This is a genomic window from Pseudomonas sp. GWSMS-1 (genome assembly GCF_049847425.1).
Lineage (GTDB): Bacteria > Pseudomonadota > Gammaproteobacteria > Pseudomonadales > Pseudomonadaceae > Aquipseudomonas.
On record NZ_JBMHHV010000005.1, the window covers coordinates 506,692 to 531,301 of the forward strand.

At 59.7% G+C, this 24,610-nt stretch carries 17 protein-coding genes and 4 pseudogenes; 6 read left to right on the forward strand and 15 right to left on the reverse strand.

Features of this window, described 5'->3' with window-relative positions:
* Nucleotides 1-791 precede the first annotated feature (791 nt).
* From rpoD to rpsU, 3 genes are all read right to left on the reverse strand, one after another.
* A complete protein-coding gene (gene rpoD / locus ACEPAJ_RS05720; RefSeq protein ID WP_425914064.1) occupies nucleotides 792-2,636 on the reverse strand; it encodes an RNA polymerase sigma factor RpoD in 1,845 nt (614 codons plus the stop codon).
* A gap of 67 nt (nucleotides 2,637-2,703) precedes the next feature.
* A complete protein-coding gene (gene dnaG / locus ACEPAJ_RS05725) occupies nucleotides 2,704-4,689 on the reverse strand; it encodes a DNA primase (protein ID WP_425914065.1) in 1,986 nt (661 codons plus the stop codon).
* A 139-nt stretch (nucleotides 4,690-4,828) separates the two neighbouring features.
* Nucleotides 4,829-5,044: a 30S ribosomal protein S21 gene (gene rpsU, locus ACEPAJ_RS05730; protein WP_003290642.1), complete on the reverse strand. Its 216-nt coding sequence runs from the start codon at nucleotides 5,042-5,044 to the stop codon at nucleotides 4,829-4,831.
* Nucleotides 5,045-5,248: 204 nt separating this feature from the next.
* On the opposite strand from rpsU, the gene tsaD reads away from it, so the two are divergent.
* The gene (gene tsaD / locus ACEPAJ_RS05735) at nucleotides 5,249-6,274 is read left to right on the forward strand and encodes a tRNA (adenosine(37)-N6)-threonylcarbamoyltransferase complex transferase subunit TsaD (protein ID WP_425914068.1); all 1,026 of its coding nucleotides are present in this window, start codon (nucleotides 5,249-5,251) and stop codon (nucleotides 6,272-6,274) included.
* A 26-nt stretch (nucleotides 6,275-6,300) separates the two neighbouring features.
* On the opposite strand, the gene plsY is transcribed toward tsaD, so the two are convergent.
* A complete protein-coding gene (plsY, locus tag ACEPAJ_RS05740) occupies nucleotides 6,301-6,870 on the reverse strand; it encodes a glycerol-3-phosphate 1-O-acyltransferase PlsY (protein ID WP_425914069.1) in 570 nt (189 codons plus the stop codon).
* 73 nt (nucleotides 6,871-6,943) lie between these two features.
* On the opposite strand from plsY, the gene folB reads away from it, so the two are divergent.
* Nucleotides 6,944-7,300 carry a dihydroneopterin aldolase gene (gene folB, locus ACEPAJ_RS05745; RefSeq protein WP_274089056.1) on the forward strand — a complete coding sequence of 119 codons (357 nt, stop codon included), beginning with the start codon at nucleotides 6,944-6,946 and terminating at the stop codon, nucleotides 7,298-7,300.
* On the forward strand, nucleotides 7,291-7,827 hold the full coding sequence (gene folK, locus ACEPAJ_RS05750; RefSeq protein ID WP_322948778.1) for a 2-amino-4-hydroxy-6-hydroxymethyldihydropteridine diphosphokinase: 537 nt from the start codon (nucleotides 7,291-7,293) through the stop codon (nucleotides 7,825-7,827). The genes folB and folK overlap by 10 nt, the downstream gene beginning before the upstream one ends.
* Here the strand turns inward: folK and ACEPAJ_RS05755 are convergent.
* The 11 genes and pseudogenes from ACEPAJ_RS05755 to ACEPAJ_RS05805 all read right to left on the reverse strand — a co-directional run bounded on the left by ACEPAJ_RS05755 (nucleotide 7,824) and on the right by ACEPAJ_RS05805 (nucleotide 22,036).
* On the reverse strand, nucleotides 7,824-9,068 hold the full coding sequence (locus ACEPAJ_RS05755; protein ID WP_425914071.1) for a multifunctional CCA addition/repair protein: 1,245 nt from the start codon (nucleotides 9,066-9,068) through the stop codon (nucleotides 7,824-7,826). The two genes, folK and ACEPAJ_RS05755, sit on opposite strands and share 4 nt — an antisense overlap.
* Nucleotides 9,069-9,212: 144 nt before the next feature.
* The gene (locus ACEPAJ_RS05760; protein ID WP_425914072.1) at nucleotides 9,213-10,781 is read right to left on the reverse strand and encodes a SpoVR family protein; all 1,569 of its coding nucleotides are present in this window, start codon (nucleotides 10,779-10,781) and stop codon (nucleotides 9,213-9,215) included.
* Nucleotides 10,778-12,049 carry a YeaH/YhbH family protein gene (locus ACEPAJ_RS05765; RefSeq protein ID WP_425914074.1) on the reverse strand — a complete coding sequence of 424 codons (1,272 nt, stop codon included), beginning with the start codon at nucleotides 12,047-12,049 and terminating at the stop codon, nucleotides 10,778-10,780. Before ACEPAJ_RS05765 ends, ACEPAJ_RS05760 begins: the two co-directional genes overlap by 4 nt.
* A 96-nt stretch (nucleotides 12,050-12,145) precedes the next feature.
* The gene (locus ACEPAJ_RS05770; RefSeq protein WP_274089051.1) at nucleotides 12,146-14,068 is read right to left on the reverse strand and encodes a PrkA family serine protein kinase; all 1,923 of its coding nucleotides are present in this window, start codon (nucleotides 14,066-14,068) and stop codon (nucleotides 12,146-12,148) included.
* Nucleotides 14,069-14,342: 274 nt separating this feature from the next.
* A pseudogene (gene glpE / locus ACEPAJ_RS05775) lies at nucleotides 14,343-14,671 on the reverse strand (thiosulfate sulfurtransferase GlpE).
* Complete coding sequence (locus tag ACEPAJ_RS05780) at nucleotides 14,668-15,489, reverse strand: symmetrical bis(5'-nucleosyl)-tetraphosphatase (protein ID WP_425914075.1); 822 nt, start codon at nucleotides 15,487-15,489, stop codon at nucleotides 14,668-14,670. The pseudogene glpE and the gene ACEPAJ_RS05780 overlap by 4 nt, the downstream one beginning before the upstream one ends.
* Nucleotides 15,489-15,869 carry a Co2+/Mg2+ efflux protein ApaG gene (gene apaG, locus ACEPAJ_RS05785; RefSeq protein WP_425914076.1) on the reverse strand — a complete coding sequence of 127 codons (381 nt, stop codon included), beginning with the start codon at nucleotides 15,867-15,869 and terminating at the stop codon, nucleotides 15,489-15,491. The genes ACEPAJ_RS05780 and apaG overlap by 1 nt, the downstream gene beginning before the upstream one ends.
* Nucleotides 15,870-15,900: 31 nt before the next feature.
* Nucleotides 15,901-16,712 (reverse strand): annotated as a pseudogene (gene rsmA / locus ACEPAJ_RS05790) (16S rRNA (adenine(1518)-N(6)/adenine(1519)-N(6))-dimethyltransferase RsmA).
* Nucleotides 16,713-16,819: 107 nt separating this feature from the next.
* Nucleotides 16,820-17,820 (reverse strand): annotated as a pseudogene (gene pdxA, locus ACEPAJ_RS05795) (4-hydroxythreonine-4-phosphate dehydrogenase PdxA).
* A 150-nt stretch (nucleotides 17,821-17,970) separates the two neighbouring features.
* Entirely contained in the window at nucleotides 17,971-19,263 is a 1,293-nt protein-coding gene (locus ACEPAJ_RS05800; RefSeq protein WP_425914077.1) for a peptidylprolyl isomerase, read from the reverse strand.
* Complete coding sequence (locus ACEPAJ_RS05805) at nucleotides 19,244-22,036, reverse strand: LPS-assembly protein LptD (RefSeq protein WP_425914079.1); 2,793 nt, start codon at nucleotides 22,034-22,036, stop codon at nucleotides 19,244-19,246. The genes ACEPAJ_RS05800 and ACEPAJ_RS05805 overlap by 20 nt, the downstream gene beginning before the upstream one ends.
* Before the next feature lie 125 nt (nucleotides 22,037-22,161).
* Between ACEPAJ_RS05805 and ACEPAJ_RS05810 the strand changes: the two genes are divergently transcribed.
* From ACEPAJ_RS05810 to ACEPAJ_RS05820, 3 genes and pseudogenes are all read left to right on the forward strand, one after another.
* Nucleotides 22,162-23,178, forward strand: coding sequence for an aminoglycoside phosphotransferase family protein (locus ACEPAJ_RS05810; protein ID WP_425914081.1), 1,017 nt, complete (start codon nucleotides 22,162-22,164; stop codon nucleotides 23,176-23,178).
* The gene (murU, locus tag ACEPAJ_RS05815) at nucleotides 23,175-23,846 is read left to right on the forward strand and encodes an N-acetylmuramate alpha-1-phosphate uridylyltransferase MurU (RefSeq protein ID WP_425914082.1); all 672 of its coding nucleotides are present in this window, start codon (nucleotides 23,175-23,177) and stop codon (nucleotides 23,844-23,846) included. Before ACEPAJ_RS05810 ends, murU begins: the two co-directional genes overlap by 4 nt.
* A 1-nt stretch (nucleotide 23,847) precedes the next feature.
* Nucleotides 23,848-24,608 (forward strand): annotated as a pseudogene (locus ACEPAJ_RS05820) (DnaJ domain-containing protein).
* The last annotated feature ends 2 nt before the right edge of the window (nucleotides 24,609-24,610 follow it).

A 24,610-nucleotide genomic window follows, 5' to 3' on the forward strand; every position in this document is an offset into this window, starting at 1 on the left:
CGAGCCAAATCATCAACCGCAAGCAAATAGTAGATGAGGACTTCGCTTAACGCAAGAAAAATTCGCTCATGGCGAATATTTTTCTCAAGCCATTGCCGAATCCGCCTCAGGCTCACCAGCCCGAAACGATAGGCAGACCATGCTGGTAAACCACTACAGACTGCCAACGGCTGCACCTATGGGTGCTAGAGGTGCAGAAGAAGTACACTAGCGGTACAGTGCCCAGCTTTTACAGATTTCGCTAAATTACGCTTAACCCGCTCTACGACGATGCTTTCAGCTAACTGTACCTGCGCTAAGCTACGCACGATTTCACTGGGTTTGCAGCGTTTCTAGGCAACTCATAATCCTTTGGTCCACGGTTCGAGTCCGTGTGGGCCCACCATAAAATGCAAAGAGTTAGGCCAGCCTTCGAGCTGGCCTTTTTCTTTTCTGCGCTAAGGGTTTTGGGTCACCGTATTGGTCACCACTGAAACTGAGTGCCATCCCCGCATATGCCGCCTCAGCGCCCACTTTGATCCGGTAGCAGCGCGCTGCGAGTCATCCCCTGAATGAAGGCGTGGTATTCGGCAGGCTGATGATGCGGCGCCTTTGGTACGGTTGGCAGGTCGCCATGCCTGCTCGGCCGCTATCAACGCTGGCTGAGCCCTTGCTCGCCAAAGCGGCAGAAGGGTGGCCGAATGCGCGAGCCTGGGTTGGCTCGTTTGCTGGGCGGTGAGGAAGGTGTGTTGCGCTTAGGTGTTTTTGCAGGGCGCAATGCAAAACCCCCGGCAGGGCCGGGGGTTTTGGTGTTACTCGTCGAGGAAGGAGCGTAGGTGCTCGCTTCTCGTCGGGTGGCGCAGCTTGCGCAGCGCCTTGGCTTCGATCTGACGAATCCGCTCACGCGTTACATCGAACTGTTTACCAACTTCCTCGAGGGTGTGGTCGGTATTCATGTCGATGCCGAAGCGCATACGCAGTACTTTGGCTTCACGTGCAGTGAGGCCGGAGAGTACGTCGCGAGTCGCTTCTTTAAGGCTCTCTACGGTGGCTACATCGATTGGCGACTGCATGGTCGAGTCTTCGATGAAATCACCCAGGTGGGAGTCCTCGTCGTCACCGATCGGGGTTTCCATGGAGATCGGCTCTTTAGCGATCTTCAATACCTTGCGGATTTTATCCTCAGGCATTTCCATGCGTTCACCCAGCTCTTCCGGGGTCGGTTCGCGGCCCATTTCCTGCAACATCTGCCGGGAAATACGGTTGAGCTTGTTGATCGTCTCGATCATGTGCACCGGAATACGGATGGTGCGGGCCTGGTCGGCGATCGAGCGAGTGATCGCCTGACGGATCCACCAGGTGGCATAAGTCGAGAATTTGTAGCCGCGACGGTATTCGAACTTATCTACCGCTTTCATCAAACCGATGTTGCCTTCCTGGATCAAGTCGAGGAACTGCAGGCCACGGTTGGTGTACTTCTTGGCAATCGAGATCACCAGACGCAGGTTGGCTTCAACCATCTCTTTCTTCGCGCGGCGGGCCTTGGCCTCACCGATCGACATGCGACGGTTGATGTCCTTGATTTCAGCCAGGGTCAGCTCGCACTCGGCTTCCAAGGCAGACAGCTTTTGCTGGCAGCGTTGGATGTCGCCTTGCAGGTTGCCGATGGCTTCTGCGTACTTGGCTTTGCCTTTGGCCAGGCCAGCGGCCCATTCCTGGTCAACTTCATTGCCGGGGAAGAGCTTGAGGAAGTCCGCGCGCGGCATCCGAGCATCACGAACGCAGAGCTGCATGATCGCGCGTTCTTGGGCGCGCAGGCGCTCAAGGGAGCTACGAACGCGTACAACCAGCGCTTCGTACTGCTTGGGTATCAGCTTGATTGGCATGAACAGCTCGGCCATTTCTTTCAGCGCGGCAATGCCTTGCTTACTACTGCGGCCATGCTTCTTCAGTGCTTTCTTAGCGGCTTCAAGGGCTTCGCCAATCGCGGTGAAGCGGCGCAGGGCCTCTTCAGGATCCGGACCGCCGTCGCCTTCTTCTTCCTCTTCGTCACTGTCATCACTGTCGTCGTCGTCGCTGTCTTTATCAGCGTCGCCGTCTGTGGTGGGGACAGGTGCGGCTGCTTCGGCCGGGGCGATACCATCGTCCGGGTCGATATAGCCGTTGAAAACTTCAACCAGGCGACCACCGTCGGTGGTGACACGGGTGTACTCGGCAAGAATGCTGTCGACAGTGCCGGGGAAATGGGCGATAGCGCCCATCACTTCACGGATGCCTTCCTCGATGCGTTTGGCGATTTCGATCTCGCCTTCGCGGGTCAGCAATTCTACGGTGCCCATTTCACGCATATACATGCGTACCGGGTCCGTCGTGCGGCCGATATCCGTCTCAACCGCAGCAAGCGCTGCAGCGGCTTCTTCAGCTGCTGCCTCGTCGGTGTCGGCGTCGGCCAGCATAAGAGAATCCTTATCTGGCGCAACCTCGAATACGTTGATCCCCATGTCGTTAATCATGCGGATGATGTCTTCCACCTGCTCCGGATCAGAAATATCTTCCGGCAGGTGGTCGTTGACCTCTGCGTAAGTCAGGTAACCCTGCTCACGACCCAGTGTGATCAACTCTTTGATACGAGACTGTTGTTGCGCTTTTCCGGACATAACACCCTATCCACTGAAGGTCTTGGCGGGCAAAAAACAAGCCGCGGATTATACCCGAGTAGTTCCCCTAAGCGCCAGTTGGGCTTGGGATTACTGGTGATGCATTACGGCTCAGCAAGTTGCGCAGCTGGTCTTTCTCTTCTGCGCTCAGCTCACTTTGACGGGCTTTGCGCAGCAAATGTTCCAAGCTGCGCTCGCGTTGGCGGGCTACCAGACTAGTTATAGTGTCGAAAAACTGTTGTTCAAGGTTGTCGGCTGAAATTAGCCATTCCTTTTCTGCCAGGGCGCGTAACAGGCGGCCCTGTTCGGTGCCGTGCCAGCGCGCGATCAGCTGCAGTGAGCGCAGGTTTGGGCTCTTCTGTAGCGCGCCCAGCAAGGCGACCAGCAATTGTGCGTAGGTGTCGTCTTCGGCGGCGAAGTGGCTGACATCTTCGACTTTTTGCGCCAGCTGCGGGTGGTGCAGCAGGGTGCGTAGGGCGCTCAGGTGTGGCGATTCGACGCTGACAGCGGTGCGGGGTGCGCGCTGGACGAACTCGCCCTGGCCCTTTTTGTTCCACTTGCCGCCATCTTTCTTCCAGTTGCCCTTGCTGCCTTTGCCGTTGTTGCGCTCGAATTGTGGCGTTGGGCTGGGGTTTTCGTATTCGTTGCGGCTCGGCTCGACATCGTAATAGGCGCTATCGGGGATGTCGGTGTAATCCGGGTAGTCGCTGGGCGGTGCGCTGCCGTGGCTGGGTTGGCTGTTGCGTGCGGCCGAAGCGGGCGGCGGTGTGGCGTCCGCAGAAAGACCGGTGATCTCACTCAGGCGCTGGCGCATGAGGATGCGCAGGTTGTTGCCGGGGATCTTGTCGATCAGCGGTGCAGCCAGAGTCATCAGGTGCGCTTTGCCTTCCAGTGAGCGCGGGTCGGCTTCCTCGCTGAGTTGCTGGAAGAAATAGTCGGCCAGTGGCTGGGCGTGTTGGTTGATGCGGGCGCGAAAGGCGTCGGTGCCTTCGCTGCGCACGAGTGTGTCGGGATCTTCACCGTCAGGCAGGAACAGGAAGCGTGCGCGGCGGCCATCTTGCAGGCTCGACAGGGTGGCTTCCAGGGCGCGCCAGGCGGCATTGCGCCCGGCTGCGTCACCGTCGAAGCAGAACAGTACGCTCGGCACGACGCGGAATAAGCGCTTGAGGTGTTCTTCGCTGGTAGCGGTGCCAAGCGTGGCGACGGCGTTGCGCAAGCCTTGCTGGGCCAGGGCGATGACGTCCATGTAGCCTTCAACCACCATGATCTCGTCGAGGTCGCGGTTGTGCTTGCGCGCTTCAAACAGGCCGTAGAGTTCCTGGCCTTTGTGGAATACCGGGGTTTCCGGGGAGTTCAGGTACTTCGGTTTTTCGTCGCCCAATACGCGGCCGCCAAAGGCGATTACTCGGCCACGGCTGTCGCGAATAGGGAACATGATGCGGTCGCGAAAGCGGTCGTAGCGCTTGCCGCTTTCGGCGTTCTCGATCAGTAGGCCAGCGTCGATCATCGCCTTTTGTTGCAGGCTATCGCTGGCTAAGTGCTTGAGTAGGTTGTCCCAGCCGGGCGGCGCGAAACCCATGCCGAAGTCGCGGGCGATTTCGCCGGAGAGGCCGCGGCCTTTCAGGTAGTCGATTGCCGCTTTGCGCTGCGGATGGTTTTTCAGGGCCTGTTTATAGAACTCGGCGGCAGCCGTCAGCAGCGGGTAAAGCGGTGAGTCGGTGGGCTGGCGTGGCTTGTTATTGCGTCCGCCTTCCTCGCGTGGCACTTCCATGCCGGCGCGCTTGGCCAGGTCCTCGATGGCCTGGGGGAAGTCCAGCTGGTCGTGGTCCATGACAAAGCCCAAGGCGTTGCCACCGGCGCCGCAGCCAAAGCAGTAGTAGAACTGTTTGTCCGGGCTGACGCTGAACGAGGGGGTCTTTTCTTTGTGAAACGGGCAGCAGGCGGTGTAGTTCTTGCCGGCTTTTTTCAGTTGGACGCGCGAGGCCACCACGTCGACGATGTCGGTACGGTTGAGCAGGTCATCGATAAAGGGCTGTGGGATCAGGCCGGCCATAGGCGCTCAGGATACTGTTATGCGCTGAGGCAGAACAGGTAGGGGCAAAAACTAAAAGACTCCGTCGTCGCCCGAAGGTTACGCGGAGTCTAAAAGCGAAACCCGGCCGAAGCCGGGTATCAGGCGCTGCTTGTACTAATTAGTACAGACGAACGCTGCGGCGCTGCTCGCGCTGCACTTTCTTAGCGTGACGCTTAACAGCAGCAGCTGCTTTGCGCTTACGCTCGGCAGTTGGCTTTTCATAGAATTCACGGCTGCGAACTTCAGCCAGAACACCGGCTTTTTCACAGGAGCGCTTGAAACGACGCAGAGCTACGTCGAAGGGTTCATTCTCTTTAACTTTGACGGCTGGCATCCAGGGCGTACCTTCTTTATTACCGGTGGTAACGTTACTCCTGGCAGATGACGCTGGAGAACGTAGTTTTTAAGGGTTGCGGATGTTACCGCCTCATCGCGAGGAATGCAAAGCCTCTAATCGAAAAGCGCTGGCCGGCGTGCGGTAGCCGCCCTTATCATGCGCGCCTTCGAAGTTGCACACTCTACTACAAAGGCACTGCCCATGCTGGTTCTGGGATTGGAAACCTCTTGCGACGAAACCGGTGTCGCGCTCTATGACAGCGAGCGGGGGCTGCTGGCCGACGCGCTGTTCAGCCAGATTGACCTGCACCGCGTGTATGGCGGTGTGGTGCCGGAGCTGGCGTCGCGCGATCACGTCAAACGCATGCTGCCGCTGATTCGCCAAGTGCTCGATGAGGCCGGCAAGGTTGCGTCTGACATTGACGCCATTGCTTACACGGCGGGCCCCGGCCTGGTCGGCGCGCTCCTGGTGGGGGCGTCTTGTGCGCAGGCGTTAGCGTTTGCCTGGGATATCCCGGCGCTCGGTGTGCACCATATGGAAGGCCATTTGCTGGCACCGATGCTGGAAGAACAGCCGCCAGCGTTTCCGTTCGTCGCTTTGTTGGTGTCCGGTGGTCATACCCAGCTGGTTCGCGTCGATGGTATCGGCCTTTATCAGTTGCTGGGTGAGTCCCTTGACGATGCGGCCGGTGAGGCGTTCGACAAGACGGCCAAGCTAATGGGGCTGCAATACCCGGGTGGGCCGGAGATTGCTCGCTTAGCGCTGAGCGGCACGCCAGGGCGCTTCAAGTTTCCGCGGCCGATGACCGACCGCCCTGGGCTGGAATTCAGTTTCAGTGGCCTGAAAACCTTCACCCTGAATACGTGGCAGCAATGCCAGGCGGCGGGTGATAACTCTGAGCAGACCCGCTGCGACATCGCCTTGGCGTTTCAGCAGGCGGTGGTCGACACCCTCACGATCAAGTGCAAACGCGCCCTCAAGCAAACTGGGTTGAATAATCTGGTGATCGCCGGCGGTGTGAGTGCCAACCGTGCGTTGCGCGAGTCGCTGGAGAAAATGCTCGGCGAGTTGAAGGGCGAGGTGTTCTACGCCCGCCCGGCATTCTGCACCGATAACGGCGCAATGATCGCCTATGCCGGCTGTCAGCGTTTGCTGGCGGGGCAGCACGAAGATTTAAGCATCAAGGTGCAGGCGCGCTGGCCGATGGAGCAGCTGCCGGCGCTGTAAATGCTGGCTGGGCTCGGTTGGCCGATTTAGAAATGCCGCTCACGGCCGGCGAACAGATCGCGTAAATTGCCGCGATGTCGCCAGACGATTAACCCCGTCAATACACAGACGGGGAGCAGGGCTGCCGGTTGTTGCCAGGCTAAAAGTGGCAAGGTCAGCGGCGTGGCAATCAGTGCAGCCATTGAGCTGGTACGGGTGAGAATAAAGGTAAGCAACCAGGCGGTAATCGCCAGCAAGGCTGCCGGTGGGTAAAGGCCCAGTAGCATGCCTGCGGCCGTGGCGACGCCTTTGCCACCATGGAAGTTGAAGTACAACGGGTACAGGTGGCCGATAACGGCGGCCAAGCCGATCCAGGCTTGCTGCTGCAGGTTGAAGCCGAGCAGGCTGGCGATCACAACCGGTAGTAGGCCTTTGAGCAGGTCGCCGAGCAGCGTCAGGACGGCCAGGCGTTTGCCGGCTAGCCTGAACATATTGGTCGCACCGGGGTTGCCTGAACCACTGGCGCGCGGATCAGGTCCGCCGGCCAGGCGGCTGAGCAGAATGGCGAAGGACAACGAGCCGAGCAGGTAGGCGAGGGTCGCCAGCAGCCAAAACATGGTATCCATTCCGGGCAAGGGAGCCCTGATTCTAACTAGGTGCGACAGCCTTGTCGTGCCGCGGAGAGCGTGCGTGGACACAGTTTTTATCGAGGGTCTGGAAGTCGACACAGTGATTGGCGCCTACGACTGGGAGCGAACCATTCGCCAGTGCTTGCGCTTGGATCTGTACTTGGGCTGGGATAACCGTCCCGCTGCGGCCGGTGATGAGCTGGAGAAAGCGTTGGATTACGCCTGTGTGTCGCAGCGTATCCAGGCGTTTGCCAGCGAGTCGCAATTCATCCTGGTGGAAACCTTTGCCGAGCGCCTTGTGCAGGTGCTGATGAGCGAGTTCCACATCCCTTGGGTGCGCCTCAAACTGACTAAGCCCGGTGCGGTACCAGCGGCCAGCGGTGGTGTCGGCGTGGAGATCGAGCGCGGATGTCGCTAACTCGGGTTTTATTGGGGCTGGGCAGCAATATCGAGCGCGAAATGCACTTGCATGCCGGCCTCGAAGCCTTGGCGGAGCTGTTGCGCGAGATGCGTTGCTCGCCGGTATTCGAAAGCCAGGCGGTCGGCATCAAGAGCGGACCGTTCTTCAATCTTGTGGTGGCCGGTTATAGCGAGCTGTCTCTGGCGGACCTGGATCGGCGGCTGAAGTTTATCGAAGCCGACAACGGCCGCTATGCGCCTGAGCGCAAAGGCTTACCGCTGGATATCGATGTCTTGCTGTATGGCGACTTAGTCGGCAATTACGACGGCCTGATTCTGCCGCGTGCGGAAATCTTGAGGAATGCCTTTGTGCTCTGGCCCCTGTCGTTGCTGGTGCCGGATGTCTTGCATCCGGGGCAGCAGCGCAGCTTTGCCGAGCTCTGGCAGGGCGCGCAGATTGAACAGCAGCTGTGGCCGGTGGCATTCAGCTGGCGTGGCCAGCCGTTAACCCCGGCGCCGTTGCTTGAGGCTTACCCCGCCGCCTAGTGCTGCGATGCCGGCGCGGCATGGTCGGCCTTGAATGCAGTCAGTGCATTCAGCCGCTCGCGATTTAACGCCTCGCCCAGCTCCGCGCCCTTGAACCCTTGCGCCAGCAGGGGTTGCACCGCGACCGCTCGGGCTGCGTGCATGGCAGCACGCAGGTAGTCGGCCTGCGGGTAGGGGCGTTGTTCCAGACCAAGGCGCCCGCGCGCATCCATTTCGCAAGCAGCGATAAACTCTTCAAAGCGTTGCGGGCGGCGGAATACATCGAAGCCCTGCAGCAGTTTCAGCAATGTCGACGCCTTCAGCTCCAGGGCGCGATGACCGTGGGTGTGGAATTCACCGACCTGCAGGGCCAGTTCCTGGCAATCCTTGGGGGCTTTGCAGCGTTGGTTGATCGCGCGGATCAGTTTCAAGCCTTTTACCTCATGGGCGATATGCCGCGGCCATTCAGTTTCGGGCGTCAGGCCCTTGCCGACATCGTGCAGCAAACACGCCCAGCGCACGGTAAGCGGCTGCTGGTGCTCGGCACATTGGCGCAGCACGCTCAGCACATGCTCGCCGGTGTCGATTTCCGGATGATGGGCTGCTGGCTGCGGGATGCCGAACAGGGTGTCGACTTCGGGTAGCAGGACCTGCAAGGCGCCGCAGTCGCGCAGCACTTGGATAAACACATCTGGGCGCGGCTCCATCAGGGCGCGGGATATTTCCTTCCAGCTGCGTTCGGGCGTCAACGCGGTGAGTTCACCCGACGCGCTCAACTCGCGCATCAGCGCCATGGTTTCGCCTGCGACGCTGAAACCCAGTGGGGCGTATCGGGCAGCAAAGCGGGCCACGCGCAGCACGCGCAACGGGTCTTCGGCGAAGGCCGGGGAGACATGGCGCAGCACCCTGGCGTCGAGGTCGCGCTGGCCGCCATAAGGGTCGATCAGGTTGCCTTGGTCATCTTCGGCCATGGCGTTTACCGTGAGGTCGCGGCGGATCAGGTCTTCTTCCAGTGTCACGTCCGGGCTGGCAAAGAAGGTGAAGCCGCCATAGCCGCGCCCGCTTTTGCGCTCGGTGCGAGCCAGGGCGTATTCCTCGCCGGTTTTGGGGTGCAGGAATACCGGAAAGTCCGCGCCTACCGGGCGGTAGCCCAATTCGAGCATTTGTTCGGCGCTGGCACCGACCACTACCCAATCGATTTCACTGATGTCTCTGTTGAGTAAGCGATCACGCACAGCGCCGCCCACTTTAAAAATCTGCATGACTAATCCTCCGTTGTGCAAAGCATAACGGCTGGATGGTGCGGCTGTCTGGTTGGCGCCTTGGCCGGGTACTGGGCATACGCTCAGTGTCCGGCCAGATGCGGTGCTTAGGTGGGGGGGCGCCGCATAAAGCGGTGCCAATGCTCAAATGGGCGGAATCATCAGGTCGAGGCGCGGGTAGTCGCTGCCTTGTGCCGTTTCATGCTGCGGCGGTACGTGCTGGGTGCCGATCAGTTGATCGCCTTGGTACATTTCTAAGTGGATATTGAAGCCCCACAAACGGTGCAGGTGCTTCAGGACTTCCTCAGTGGAGTTGCCCAGCGGTTTGCGGTCATGCTGTTGGTGGCGCAGGGTCAATGAACGGTCACCGCGGCGGTCGATGCTCCAAATCTGTACGTTGGGCTCGCGGTTACCCAGGTTGTACTGCGCGGCCAGGGTTTCACGAATCTGCTGGTAGCCGGGTTCATCGTGAATCGCCGGGACATACAGTTCGTCTTTCTGGTCGTCATCGAGAATGCTGAACAGCTTGAGGTCGCGGATTACCTTGGGCGACAGGTACTGCAGGATGAAGCTCTCATCCTTGAAGCTGGTCATGGCGAATTTCAGGGTGCTCAGCCAGTCGCTGCCGGCGATCTCCGGGAACCAGCGCTGGTCCTCTTCGGTGGGCGCCTCGCAGATGCGGCGGATGTCGCGGTACATGGCAAAGCCCAGGGCGTAGGGATTGATGCCGCTGTAGTAGGGGCTGTCGAACGGCGGCTGGTAGACCACGCTGGTGTGCGATTGCAGAAACTCCATCATGAAGCCTTCGGTCACCAGCCCTTCGTCGTACAGGTCGTTCATCAGGGTGTAGTGCCAGAAGGTTGCCCAGCCTTCGTTCATCACCTGGGTTTGGCGCTGTGGGTAAAAGTACTGGGCGATCTTGCGCACGATGCGGATGATCTCGCGCTGCCAGGGTTCCAGGAGTGGCGCGTGTTTTTCCAGGAAGTAGAGGATGTTTTCCTGCGGCTCGGCAGGGAAGCGTTTGTCGTCCTTCTCGCCGCCTTTGCTCGCGCTTTTCGGGATGGTGCGCCAGAGGTCGTTGATCTGCTTTTGCAGGTGCTCTTCGCGGTCTTTCATGCGCCGCCGCTCTTCCTCGGCGGAGATCGGGTAGGGGCGCTTGTAGCGGTCGACGCCGTAGTTCATCAGGGCGTGGCAGGAATCGAGCAGGTCCTCCACGGCGTCGATGCCGTGGCGCTCCTCGCACTGCATGATGTACTGCTTAGCGAACACTAGGTAGTCGATGATCGAGCTGGCATCGGTCCAGGTGCGGAACAGGTAGTTGCCCTTGAAAAAGCTGTTGTGGCCGTAACAGGCGTGGGCGATCACCAAGGCCTGCATGCAGATGGTGTTCTCTTCCATCAGGTAGGCGATGCATGGGTCAGAGTTAATTACGATCTCGTAGGCTAGGCCCATCTGCCCGCGTTGGTAGCCTTTCTCGGTGCTGAGGAAGTGTTTGCCATAGGACCAGTGGTGATAGCCCAGCGGCATGCCGACCGAGGCGTAGGCGTCCATCATTTGCTCGGCGGTGATCACCTCGATTTGATTGGGATAGGTGTCCAGCGCGTAGCGTTCGGCCAGCCGGCTGATTTCTCGATCGTATTGGCGAATGAGGTCGAAGGTCCACTCTGAACCGGTCGAGATCGGTTGACGCCGTTTATCTTGGGCATGGGTCATGTGGCAAGCCTCCGCTGGAACAGGTCGCGGAATACCGGGTAGATGTCGCCTGCAGAAACCAGCTGCTGCTGAGCAAAGGTGTCGGCAAATGCCTCGCTGACCTGCTCGTACTCGAACCACAGCGCTTGGTGCTCGCGCGGGGTGATCTCAACATAGGTGAAGTACTGCACAAGCGGCATGATTTGATTGATCAACAGGTCCCGGCATACGGGGGAGTCGTCATTCCAGTTATCGCCATCCGAAGCCTGAGCGGCGTAGATATTCCATTCGTTGATCGGGTAGCGCTCGGTCATGACCTCGTGCATGAGCTTGAGTGCACTGGAGACGATGGTACCGCCGGTTTCCCTCGAATAGAAAAACTCCTCCTCGTCGACCTCTTTGGCGCTGGTGTGGTGGCGGATAAACACCACGTCGATTTTTTCGTAGTTCCGCTTAAGGAACAGGTACAGCAGGATAAAGAAGCGCTTGGCGATGTCTTTGGTTGATTGGGTCATCGAGCCGGAAACGTCCATCAGGCAAAACATCACCGCCTTGGAACTGGGGTTGGGCTGTTTGACCAGCAGGTTGTACTTGAGGTCGAAGGTGTCGAGAAATGGCACACGCTTGATCCGTGCGCGCAGTTTGCTGATGTCCTCTTCAAGCGCCTGGATATCGACAAGGTTGTCCGGCTGCTCCAGCTTCAGGCGTTCCAGTTCGGCCTGGGCCTCCTTGAGTTTGTTGCGGCTGCTGCCGGACAGGGCGATACGCCGGGCGTGGGCCGAGCGCAGGGTGCGGACGATGTTGATGCGTGACGGATTACCTTCGTTGCTGATGCCGGCGCGCACGCTCTTGAAGGTGTCGCTGCCCGTCAGGTGGCGCTTGATCAGGTTGGGCAGCTCCAGGTCTTCGAACATGAAGTCGAGAAACTCCTCCTGGGTGATCTGGAAGACGAACTCATCCATGCCTTCGCCGGAGTTGCTCGCCTTACCGGCGCCTTGGCCGCCACCACCGCCTTGCGGGCGGGCAATCTTCTCGCCAGTGGTAAATTCGCGGTTGCCGGGGTGCACGGTGGTCTGACGGCCGCCGCGGCCGTGATGCAGTATCGGCTCGTCGATGTCGCGACCGGGGATGCTGATTTGTTCGCCGTGCTCCATGTCGGTGATGGAGCGGCGGCTGACCGCCTCTTCCACGGCCTTCTTGATATGGTCACGGTAACGCCGCAGGAAGCGCTGGCGGTTCACCGTGCTCTTGTTCTTGCCGTTCAGGCGTCGGTCGATCACATGGCTCATCACTGCCCTCCGTGCACTGCAGGTATCAAGTGCCGTCGTTGCAGAGCCGTTTAGTTGCGTGCTCTGCAGCGCCGGCAGCTGAAGCGTCAGGTCGTTTTATTGCGATTTACGAACCCGTAGATACCACTCGGACAGCAGGCGCACCTGCTTGTCGGTGTAGCCGCGTTCGACCATGCGAGTGACGAAGTCGTTGTGCTTCTGTTGATCCTCCTTGCTCGCCTTGGCGTTGAAGCTGATAACCGGCAGCAGGTCTTCGGTGTTGGAGAACATCTTCTTCTCGATCACCACGCGCAGTTTCTCGTAGCTGAGCCAGGTCGGATTCTTGCCATTGTTGTTGGCGCGGGCGCGCAAGACGAAGTTGACGATCTCGTTGCGGAAGTCCTTGGGGTTGCTGATGCCTGCAGGTTTTTCGATCTTCTCCAGCTCCTCGTTGAGGGCCACGCGGTTGAGGATTTCGCCGGTTTCCGGGTCGCGGTATTCCTGGTCCTGAATCCAGAAGTCGGCGTACAGCACGTAGCGATCGAAGATGTTCTGGCCGTACTCGCTGTAAGACTCCAGGTAGGCGGTCTGGATTTCCTTGCCGATGAACTCGATATAGCGCGGCGCCAGGTACTCCTTGATAAAGCGCAGGTAGCGCTCGCGGGTTTCCGCCGGGAACTGTTCCTGCTCAATCTGCTGCTCCAGCACGTAGAGCAAGTGCACCGGGTTGGCGGCGATTTCGTGCGGGTCGAAGTTGAATACCTTGGAGAGGATTTTGAAGGCAAAGCGGGTCGACAGGCCGTTCATGCCCTCGTCGACGCCGGCGGTATCGCGGTACTCCTGAATCGACTTGGCCTTGGGGTCGGTGTCTTTGAGGTTCTCACCGTCATACACGCGCATCTTCGAGTAAACGTTGGAGTTTTCCGGCTCTTTCAGGCGGCTGAGTACGGTGAACTGCGCGAGCATCTTCAGCGTGTCCGGCGCGCAGTGGGCATTAGCCAGGGAGCTGTTGAACAGCAGCTTGTCGTAGATTTTGATCTCGTCAGTCACGCGCAGGCAGTACGGCACTTTGACGATGTAGATACGGTCGATGAACGCCTCGTTGTTCTTGTTATTGCGGAAGCTGTGCCATTCCGATTCGTTGGAGTGCGCCAGCAGAATGCCGCTGTAAGGAATCGCCCCCAGGCCCTCGGTGCTGTTGTAGTTGCCTTCCTGGGTCGCGGTGAGCAGCGGGTGCAGCACCTTGATCGGTGCCTTGAACATCTCGACGAATTCCATCAGGCCCTGGTTGGCCCGGCACAGTGCGCCTGAGTAGCTGTAGGCGTCGGCATCGTTCTGCGGAAATTCTTCCAGCTTGCGGATATCCACCTTGCCGACCAGGGCAGAAATATCCTGGTTGTTCTCATCGCCCGGCTCGGTTTTGGCCACCGCGATCTGGTTGAGGATCGAGGGGTAAAGCTTGACCACGCGGAACTGGCTGATATCGCCGCCGAACTCCTGCAGGCGTTTAGTTGCCCAGGGCGACATGATGCTGCCTAGGTAACGCCGCGGGATGCCGTAATCCTCCTCGAGAATCCCGCCATCTTCGGCGTCACTGAACAGGCCAAGCGGCGACTCGAATACGGGCGAGCCCTTGATCGCGTAGAACGGCACTTTTTCGATCAAGTGCTTGAGCTTTTCTGCCAGGGACGATTTACCGCCGCCCACCGGGCCAAGCAAATAGAGAATCTGTTTCTTCTCTTCCAGGCCCTGAGCGGCATGGCGGAAGTAGGAGACGATCTGGTCGATGCATTCTTCCATGCCGTGGAAGTCGGCAAAGGCCGGATAGCGGCGGATTACCTTGTTGGAGAAGATGCGCGACAGCCGTGGGTCGGTTGAGGTGTCGAGCAGTTCAGGTTCGCCAATGGCCAGCAGCAGGCGCTCGGCTGCTGAGGCATAGGCGCTGCGGTCCTGCTTGCACAGTTCGAGGTACTCCTGGAGGGAGAGTTCCTCCTGGCGAGTCGCTTCGAAACGTTGTTGGAAGTGGCTGAAAATGCTCATGACTTCACCTCGCTCGATGCGCAGAGCCGGTGCGGGGTCGGTCAGGTGCTTGGTCGCCCCGGTGCGGATGCAGCCGGGATAAATCCCCCAGATCACCTAAAAGTCATACCGATGGCCCGATGCCGTTTGGCCGGCTCTACCTTGTTTTGGATGGCCTGAGCTAAAGGATAGTTCGGAATCGGCAGGGGCAAGGGGCGCGCAACGATAACAGGATATTACCGTTGGTCGGGAGTGGTCGGCAGGCCGCTGCTGGTGCGGCCTGGCGCTTAAAAAATTATTCTTCGGGTGATTGTGCCGTCTGGTCGGGGAAGGTGGCGCGCCACAGCTCGAAACCGCCATCGAGGCTGTAGACATCACTGAAGCCCTGGCCGACTAGGTAGGCCGCCGCACTCTGGCTGGAGTTGCCGTGATAGCAGGCGACGATCAATGGCGCATCGAGATCAGCCTGCGTAATAAAGCCGTGCAGCGAGTGGTTGTCGAGGTGTTGCGCGCCAATGATGTGGCCGGCGGCGAAGCTCTGCGGGTCACGGATGTCGACCACCACGGCGCCTTGCTGGCGTAAGGCCTGAGCCTGCTCGGGGGGATGCGTTTGAATTCGCTCATGCTTGCTCCTTACAGTCGCAGCTGTATTTCTCGCCACTATCGATATTCATCAGGGTCATGCTAGCGCCCCATACACAGCCGGTGTCCAGGGCGACCACGTCGGGTTCCTGGCATTGGCCTTCGAGCGCTGCCCAGTGGCCGAAGATGATCCGTTGGCCGCGGGTTTTGCGCTGTTTGTAGCTGAACCAGGGCGCGTAACCAGGTGGGGCGCTGCCCACACCTTCCTTGCTTTTCAGGTCGAGGGTGCCATCGGCTTTGCAGAAGCGCATGCGTGTGAAGTAATTGGTGATCACCCGCAAACGGGGCACGCCGTGCAGGTCGCCTTCCCACTTGGCCGGTTCATTGCCGTACATGCCGTCGAGAAACAGCGGTAGGCGTGCATCATCGCGCAGGACTTCCTCGACCTCGGCGGCACGTTTTAGGGCTTTGTTCATGGTCCATTGTGGCGGGATACCGGCATGCACCAGCGCGGTGTCGCGGGTCTCATCGTAGTGCAGCAGTTTTTGCCGGCGCAGCCAATCGAGCAGGTCGGCGGCGTCCGGCGCATCAATAATCTCGCGCAGGGTGTCGCCTTTTTTCAGTCGCTCAATATTGTGCGCCGCCGCTAGCAGGTGCAGGTCGTGATTACCCAGCACGCAGGTCAGTGCGTCACGGATGCTGTAGAGAAAGCGCAGCGTCGCCAGGGAGTCGGGGCCGCGGTTGACCAGGTCACCAACCAGCCACAGTTTGTCGTGTGCCGGATCAAAGGCCACGCGCTCAAGCAGGCACTGTAGGGGTTTCAGGCAACCTTGCAGGTCGCCGACGGCGTAGGTGGCCATCAGTGCAGCGAACCCGGCACCGCCAGGCGGAAGGGTGCAATTGTGGCGTCAAAGCGTTTGCCGTCTTCGGCGAGCATTTGATAGCTGCCCTGCATGATGCCGACGCGGGTGGTCATCACCGTGCCGCTGCTGTAAGTGTGGCTGGCGCCCGACTCGATCAGCGGTTGCTGGCCAACAACCCCGGCGCCACGCACCTCCTGCACACGGCCATCGCCATCGGTAATGACCCAGTGCCGTGAGAGCAGTTTTGCCGGGATCTCACCGGTGTTGCTCACCGTTACGGTGTAGGCGAAGGCAAAACGACTCTGCTCCGGCTGCGATTGCTCTGGCAGGTAGCGGGTCACGACGCTGACGTCGATGTTGTAGCGCGAATCGCTCATGGGTCATTAGCTCGGTAGGCAGAAAGCCAGTTTAGTCGCTGTCAGTCGCGGCAGGTTGTTCGGCCAGCTTGTCCGCCAAGCGGACAAATGCGGCCAGGTCCAGTTGCTCCGGGCGCAAGCTGCCATCTACGCCTGCAGCCTCGATGTCATCGGCGGTTAGCAAGGCTTTAAGGGTGTTGCGCAGGGTTTTGCGGCGTTGGTTAAAGGCCTCACGTACCACGCGCTCGAGCAGGCGATGATCCTTGGCCGGGTGCGGAAGCACTTCATGCGGCACCAAGCGGACAATGGCCGAGTCGACCTTGGGCGGCGGATTGAACGCGCCGGGGCCAACATTGAACAGATGCTCCACGCGGCAGTGGTACTGCACCATGATCGACAGACGGCCCCAGTCGCCACCCCCGGCGTTGCCGCCAGACGCTCGACCACTTCCTTTTGCAGCATAAAGTGCATATCGCGAATTAGCGCGGCGTTGTTCAACAGGTGGAAGATCAGCGGTGTGGAGATGTTGTACGGCAGGTTGCCGACCACGCGCAGGCTGTGTGGCACGGCCTGCAGTTGGTTGAAATCGAATTTGAGGGCGTCGCCCTGATTCAGGCGAAAGCGCGGGTTACTGCCGAACTGGTGTTGCAGGATAGGCACCAGATCGCGGTCGAGCTCAATTACGTCGAGTTGCGCGCCGCTGTTGAGCAGGCCTTCGGTCAGCGCGCCTTGGCCCGGGCCGATCTCCAGCATGTGCTCGCCGTCGCGGGCATGGATGGCGCGCAGGATGCGGTGAATAACCCCGGCGTCATGCAGGAAGTTCTGGCCAAAACGCTTGCGCGCGCGGTGTTGGTATTCGGACATGCAGCAGCTCCAGGCTTCAACCCAGAGGTTTGAAGCGAATGTAACGGGGGTAGAAAGCCCGGCAGTTTAACAGCATTGGCGGCGCACGCCTGCGCTTGGCGTCGTGCTCAGTAGCTTGCCACCTGGCTTTCGGCCATTGCGTAAGCGGTTTGCAGGGCGACCTTTAGGCTGCCACTGTCGATCTTGCCGCTGCCGGCCAGATCCAGCGCGGTGCCGTGGTCGACTGAGGTGCGGATGATGGGCAGGCCAAGGGTGACGTTCACCGCTGCACCAAAGCCTTTGTACTTGAGCACGGGCAGCCCTTGATCGTGGTACATGGCCAGCACCGCGTCGCAATGCTCCAGGTGTTTGGGGGTGAACAGGGTGTCCGCCGGTAGCGGGCCGATCAGGTTGATGCCTTCGTTGCGCAATTGTTGCAGCGCGGGCTCGATGATCTCGATCTCTTCACGGCCCAGATGGCCGCCTTCGCCGGCATGCGGATTGAGGCCGCAAACCAGGATGCGCGGCTTAGCGATGCCGAATTTTGTGCGCAGGTCATGGTCGAGAATGCGCGTGACGCGGCTTATGCGCTCTGCGGTGATGGCCTCCGCCACATCCTTGAGCGGCAGGTGGGTGGTCACCAGCGCTACGCGTAGGCCGTGGGTCGCGAGCATCATCACCACTTGCTCGGTGTGGGTCAGTTCGGCAAGAAATTCGGTATGCCCGGAGAAGGTAATCCCGGCTTCGTTGATCACGCCTTTATGCACGGGGCGGTAATCATCCCGGCAAAGTGCCCATCGAGGCAGCCTTGGCCTGCGCGGGTAAGCGTCTCCAGCACATAGTGCGCATTGCTTGCGTTCAGCTGGCCCGGCTTGACGGGGGCGGCCAGTGGGGTGTTCCAGACATACAGGCTACCGGCGGGCGCAGCCTGGCTTGGCCAGGATTCAGGGCCGACGCTGATCAGTTGAATGTTCACACCCAGCAGCTGGGCGCGCTCGGCCAGCAAGTCCAGGCTGGCGATGGCAATTAGCGCATGCGGCTGCGCCTCTCTGGCGAGTAGCAGGCACAGGTCGGGGCCAATGCCGGCGGGCTCGCCGGGAGTGAGGGCAAAAAGGCGGACGGCGGTCATCGGCGGGCTCTCGGTTATGCGCCAACTCGGTTGGTGCGTCAGTTAAGGGTAGCGCTGCGGTTATCGTTCAGCATGAAAAAGCCCGGCGATGCGTGTGCATAAGCCGGGCTTGATCTGTAGCGTCCGTCAGCGTGGCGTGCGCCTAGCTGGTCAGAGTTTGATCTCGACGTAGGCTTCGTCACGGATCTGGCGCAACCAGGCTTGCAGCTCTTCATCGTACTTGCGGTTACGCAGCACAGTCAGGGCTTGCTGCTCGCGGAACTGGGCGCTGCTGTCAGTGGCGCGGCGGCCCATGACTTCCAGTACGTGCCAGCCGTAAGGGCTCTTGAAGGGTTTGGACAATTCGCCCGCTGGCGTGTTGTTCATCACCTCGCGGAACTCAGGCACCAAGACGCTCGGGTCGATCCAGCTCAATGTACCGCCGTTTAGTGCTGAGCCTGGGTCTTCGGAGAAGTTCTTCGCCAATTCGGCAAAATCTTCGCCGGCCAGAATGCGCTGATGGAGGCGCTCGACCAATCGCTTGGTCTCGGCTTCACTGCGGATCTCACTAGGCTTGATCAGGATGTGACGAACATTGACTTCGTCACGCACCTGGCTGTCGCCGCCGCGTTTCTCCAGCAGCTTGATCATAATAAAGCCGCCGGGTGTGCGCATCGGCTCAGTCGCTTGGCCAACCGACAAGGCACTCAGCATGGCGTCAAACGGTGGAGGCAGTTGACCTGCCTTACGCCAGCCCATTTCGCCGCCTTCCAGCGCAGTTTCACTGGCCGAGTTGGCAATGGCCAGCTGGGCGAAGTCGGCACCCTGTTGCAGCTGTTGATACAGGTCACGGGCTTTACGCTCAGCGGCCTGAATTTCCTCAGGCGAGGCGCCTTCGGTCACAGGGATCAGGATGTTGGCCAGACGAAACTCTTCAGACAGCTGCATCTTGCCCAGATCGGACGCGAGGAAGTTCTGCACTTCCTGATCGGTCACCTGGATGCGCTCCGCTACGCGACGTTGACGCACGCGGCTGATGATCATCTCGCGGCGCACCTGGTCACGCGCATCGGTGTAGGACAGACCGTCTTTCGCCAGCGCAGCGCGGAACTGCTCGATGCTCATGCCGTTGCGCTGGGCAATGGTGCCGATAGCCTGGTTCAGCTCTTCGTCAGTAATGCGAATGCCTGAGCGCTCACCAATCTGCAGCTGGATGTTCTCGATGATCAGGCGCTCCAGCACCTGCTGGCTGAGTACGCTTGCGGGCGGCACAGCGGCACCGCGTTGGGCGATGGTCTGCTGCACTTCACGCAGGCGTGAGTCGAGTTGGCTTTGCATGACGACATCGTTATCTACAATCGCCACAACGCGGTTGAGTGGTTGTACTTCAGCCTGTGCTGCAGTACCCAGAAACAGCGCGCCCAACAGCAGCGGGCGCACGCAATCAGAAAGCTTGATCTTCACGTTCACGATAACCTTGAATGCCTTGGTCGAGGAAAGACTCCACTTTATTGCCGACTACACCGCCCAGACCCTTGAGAACGATCTGCAGGAAGATGCCGCGGTCAGCCTGGTCATTTAGCGACGGGTTCAGGCTGACTTCGTCGTAGTCGATCCAGTAGCGGTTGATCAGTCGCAGTTTCCAGCAGCAGCTGTCGTACTCGAAGCCGGCGAAGGCTTCCAGGGTGCGATCTTGACTGTAGTCATACTGCCAGCGTGAAATCACGTTCCACTGCGGCACGATCGGCCAGATAACCGAGAAGTCGTGCTGACTGATCTTGTAGTAGTCCTTGATGTATTCGGGTGAGCCAGCTGTTCCGTAGTCTCCGCCACCGACTACCCAGTTACCACTGGCTTCGTCAAAGCGCACGGTGTCATTGCGGTAGCGATAACCGGCGTTAACCACTTTGTTCGGGTTGTCTTCTGGCTGGTAGTGGAACATCGCACTGCCGGAGCGGGTGCTGCCGCTATCCGGGTCCCAGTTGAAATCCGACGAGAAGCGCCAGTCGCGGTTAAAGCGATAGAGGTACTCGAGCGCATAAGGCGAAACCGAGGCTGTCGCATCAGCGCGCGTACGGTAGTCAATACCTGGCAGCTGCACTTGGCGGTCTTCAAAATAGAAGGCCTGGCCAATGCTGAAACGCTGGCGTTCAAAGCCGTTGCTTTCAATCAAGCGGCTGGTTATGCCCAGCGACAACTTGTTCTCGTCGCCGATACGGTCCTTGCCGGAGAAGCGGTTTTCACGCCACAGCGAGGAATAGCTAAAGGTACTTTCACCCGTGTCGAAAACCGGGATATCGGTTTGGTCTTCTTCCGGCACATAGAGGTAGAAGGCGCGCGGCTCCAGCGTTTGACGGAACTGGGTGCCGAACAGCTGAGTATTGCGGTCGAAGTACAGGCCGCTGTCCAGACTAAGCATGCCGACGCCACGATTCTGGCTGCTCTTGTATTCCTGTTCAGCCAGTAAGGTGTTTTTGCCTTGTTGATCCAGGCTCAAGTTGTATTGGGTCTGCAGGTATTTGACCTGCGGCTTGATATAACCCCAGCTCCAGTTCAACGGCAGGCTAATGCCTGGCTCAACATGCAAACGCTCGCCGTTGGCGCGCGCCAGCCCTTTCAGTCGGGTGTCGTACCAAGGTGTGCCAACTGTGCCATCGGCGTTGAGCGGGCCGCCGTCTTCATCAATAAAGTTGCCGTTACGCAAGCTGCGGTCAAAGCGCACGTACTCCGTGCCATAGCTGAAGTTAACCCCTGCAGGTTTAAATGGCAGTACGCCATCCAGGGTCAGTTGCGGCAGGCGGTTATAGGGGGTGACATCGGTGATATTGGCCAGCTCGTAAGCGTGCGCGTTCAACCGTGCTGTATAGCCGTCACCACGATAGGTCAGGGTGCCGCGTTGGTTGACGTAGGTGTCGATACCAAGGCCCAGGTCTGTGCTCAGGTCCTGGAAGTAGTACGGGTCACTGATGTCGGTGTAATCGACTTCGGCCAGCAGGCGGTCGTTAAGCCCCTGCTTGTGCTGCCAGCTGTACATCCAGCGTTGGTCTTCAGCGTCTGACTGCAGTTTACGGTCGTCATTGCTGTCTTGCAGGAAGGCGCCGCCGACTTGACCTTCGCTGTTCTTGGTGAGGTAGCGGAATTCGCCTTCCATCAGCAAGCCGCGGTCGCTCATATAGGTCGGGTACAACGTGGCGTCGTAGTTTGGCGCCAGGTTGAAGTAATACGGTGTTTGCAGTGTCAGGCCATTACCGCTTGAGCTACCGATGCTCGGCGGGAGGAAGCCGGACTGGCGACGGTCATCAATTGGGAAGTAGATATACGGCGTGTAGAACACCGGAATATTCTTCACCCGCAGGGTCACGTTGGTCGCGGTGCCGAAGCCGGTGGCTGGGTTCAGGGTGATGTTATTACCCTTGAGATGCCAGGCGTTGCTGCCTGGTTCGCAACTGGTGTAAGTGCCGTCTTTGAGGCGGATAATGGCGCTTTCTTCACGCTTAGCGTAGAGCGCATTACCGCGGATATGACTCTTGTGCAGCACATATTCGGCGTTGTCGACTTTGGCTTCGCCGTTGTCCAGCTGTAGCTCGGCGCGATCACCGACTACGAGCATGCCCTGGTCACGCAGGCGCACGTTGCCGATCAGTTCGCCGCGGTTTTCTGCCTGGCGCAGGTTGGCTTCATCTGCTTCGACCTGCATGCCGGCCTGACGCAGCACCACATCACCCGCGAGGGTGGCGACCTGTTCTTCCTGCTCATAGCGCGACGCTTTGGCCGAGAGGAACATCGGTGCTTCGCTCATCGGCGTCTGGTCGTTCATGCCGGGCCGAATTGGCTCGACATAAGCGCCTGCGCAGTAGGGGCCGGTTTCAGCCAGCTGGGCGGCGCTGAGGTTTTCACGCGGCACCCAGTCGAGGTGGCTGTAGTCGGCGCTGCGTGATGCCAGTACCTTGCCACGGCTTTCAGTAACCAGTGTCGCCTGCGCGGCTTTTGCCTGGGCGGGTTCGGCTGTGCCGTCTGCGGCCTTGCTACTGGCGAGCGAATCACGTTGTACTGGCCGGGCTGGCAGGGCAGCATTGCTGGCTTTTGGGGCGCATGCCCAGCCGCCGCTGGCGGAAACCTGGCAATCGTACTGCTCGGCAGCAACGGCAAATGGAATGGCCACGGGTTGAAGCGCCAGGAGGCTGCTAGTAACCAGGAGTGGGAATTTTTTACGAAACGCGGGGTATTTTACTGCCATCTTATTTTATCCGGGCTTCCTGCGCGCCAATGGCCCTGAGGCCGCACGCCTCTCGATGGGCTTGAAAAGATGCTGGATAATAAAGCATGACCCGCGCAACGGCTAGCGCCGTCGGAGACCTTGTAATGCCTGATGAAGATGTACGCTTAAAACTTCTCGAAAACTGGCTGGACTCGCTGCTGCCAGGGCTGTTTGCTGAGCAGGGCTGGGGCGCCGTACCCGCTGCCACGCTGACGCCTGCGAGCAGCGATGCCAGTTTTCGCCGTTATTTCCGCTGGCAAGGTGGTGCGCGGACACTGATCGTGATGGACGCGCCGCCGCCGTTGGAGGATTGCCGGCCTTTCGTCAAGGTCGCGCAGTTGCTGGCTGAGGCCCACCTCAATGTGCCGCTGATTCTTGCGGCTGACCTTGAGCGTGGTTTTCTCTTGCTCAACGATTTAGGCCGGCAGACCTACCTGGATGTCATTAATGAAGACAATGCGGATGTGTTGTTTGCCGATGCCATGCAGGCACTGCTGGCGTTTCAGCAGCTGCCGGTGACTACGCCATTGCCCAGTTACGACGACGCGCTGCTGCGTCGTGAGTTGCAGCTATTCCCTGAGTGGTATGTGCAACGGCATCTTGAGGTTGAGTTCACGCCGGCGCAGCAGGCGGCCTGGCAGCGCGCGAGTCAGCTGTTGATCGACAGCGCCCTGGCGCAGCCCAAGGTGCTGGTGCATCGCGACTATATGCCGCGCAACCTGATGCTCAGTGAGCCTAACCCCGGTGTTCTGGATTTTCAGGATGCGGTCTACGGTCCAGTAACGTATGACATCACCTGTCTGTTCAAGGATGCGTTCCTCAGCTGGCCGGAGGCGCGCGTGCGCAGTTGGCTGGAGCAGTATTGGCAGCAAGCGCGTGATGCGGGTGTGCCGGTACAACCGTTGCTGGAAGACTTTCTGCGCGCCAGCGATCTGATGGGGGTGCAGCGGCATCTCAAGGTGATTGGCATCTTCGCGCGCATTTGCCACCGCGATGGCAAGCCCAAGTACCTGGGGGACGTGCCGCGCTTCTTCTCTTATATAGAAGCGGTATTGGCTCGCCGGCCGGAGTTGGCTGAGTTGGGTGAGTTGCTGGCCAGTCTGCAGCGGGCGTCGGCATGAAGGCGATGATTCTGGCCGCGGGCAAAGGCGAGCGGTTACGTCCGCTGACCCTGCACACCCCCAAGCCGTTAGTGCGCGCGGCGGGTGTGCCGCTGATTGAGTATCACCTGCGCGCCTTGGCGGCGGCCGGGTTTACCGAGGTGGTGATCAATCACGCCTGGCTGGGGCAGCAGATTGAGGATTATCTGGGTGATGGTTCGCGCTTCGGCGTCAGCATCGCCTATTCCGCGGAAGCCGAGCCGCTGGAAACCGGCGGCGGGATTTTCAAGGCCCTGCCATTGCTGGGTGATCAGCCTTTTGCGTTGATCAATGGCGATATTTTCACCGACTACCCCTTTGCCGAGTTGCGCCGTCCGTTGGCTGGGCTGGCCCATCTGGTGCTGGTGGTGAACCCCGGCCATCACGCGGGCGGTGATTTTTACCTGCGATCTGGCCAGGTCAGCGATGCGCAGGTTGCCCAGGAAAGTTTGACCTACAGCGGCATGGCAGTATTGTCGCCGACGTTGTTTGCCAGCTGCCAGCCCGGCGCCTTCAAGCTTGCGCCTTTGCTGCGTGCGGCGATGGCGGCAGGGCAGGTCAGTGGTGAGCAATTTGTCGGCTGCTGGGTGGATGTCGGCACTCATGAGCGGCTGGCGGAAGTTGAGCGTTTACTTGAGGCGCGCCGCTAAGATGCTCTGGCCTGCGACCCTGCTGGGGCGGTTGCCGGGCTGGCAGTCGCGAGTATTCCGGGTGCCCTGCTGGGCGGTTTGTTGGGGCAGGTGCTGGATCGACGTTTGCGTCTGCAGTCCTGGTCTGCCCTGCGTGAGCGCTTGGGGGGGCGTGCGGAAACGCGTGATGAGTGGCTGCTGTTTGTTCTGCTGGGGCGTTTGGCCAAAAGTGGTGGACGTGTGTTGCCGGCGCATATTCAGCAGGCGCGGGCAGAAATGCAGCGTCTGGGGCTGAGTAGCGAAGGGCAGCGTCAGGCGGTTGCGGCATTTGCCCAGGGTAAGACCGGACGTGACAGCCTGCGCGGCCCGTTACGACGCCAGCATGAGCACGCAGAGATGCTGCTGCGCGCTTGCTGGCGTATGGCGTGGGTTGATGGTCAGGTCGGTCAGGCTGAGCGTGAACTGATCATGCTGTGGGGCAAGTGGTTGCACGTGTCGTCGGCTACCCAGGCGCAGTTCAGTGACGCCTACGCGCCTCAGCGGGTGCATCTGGCTTCGACGGTCAGTGGTGCCTATCAGCGCGCCCTGAGTCTGTTGAATGTCAGTGCCGATGCCGAGCCTGCGCAAATCAAGCAGGCTTACCGGCGCTTACTCAGTCGCCATCACCCCGACAAGCTGGCGGGGAGTAACGCCTCGCCAGAGCGTGTCCGTGAGGCGACCGAGCGAACCCGTGACTTGCATCAGGCCTATGATCTGATTCGTCAGCGTCATGGCTTCCGTTAGGG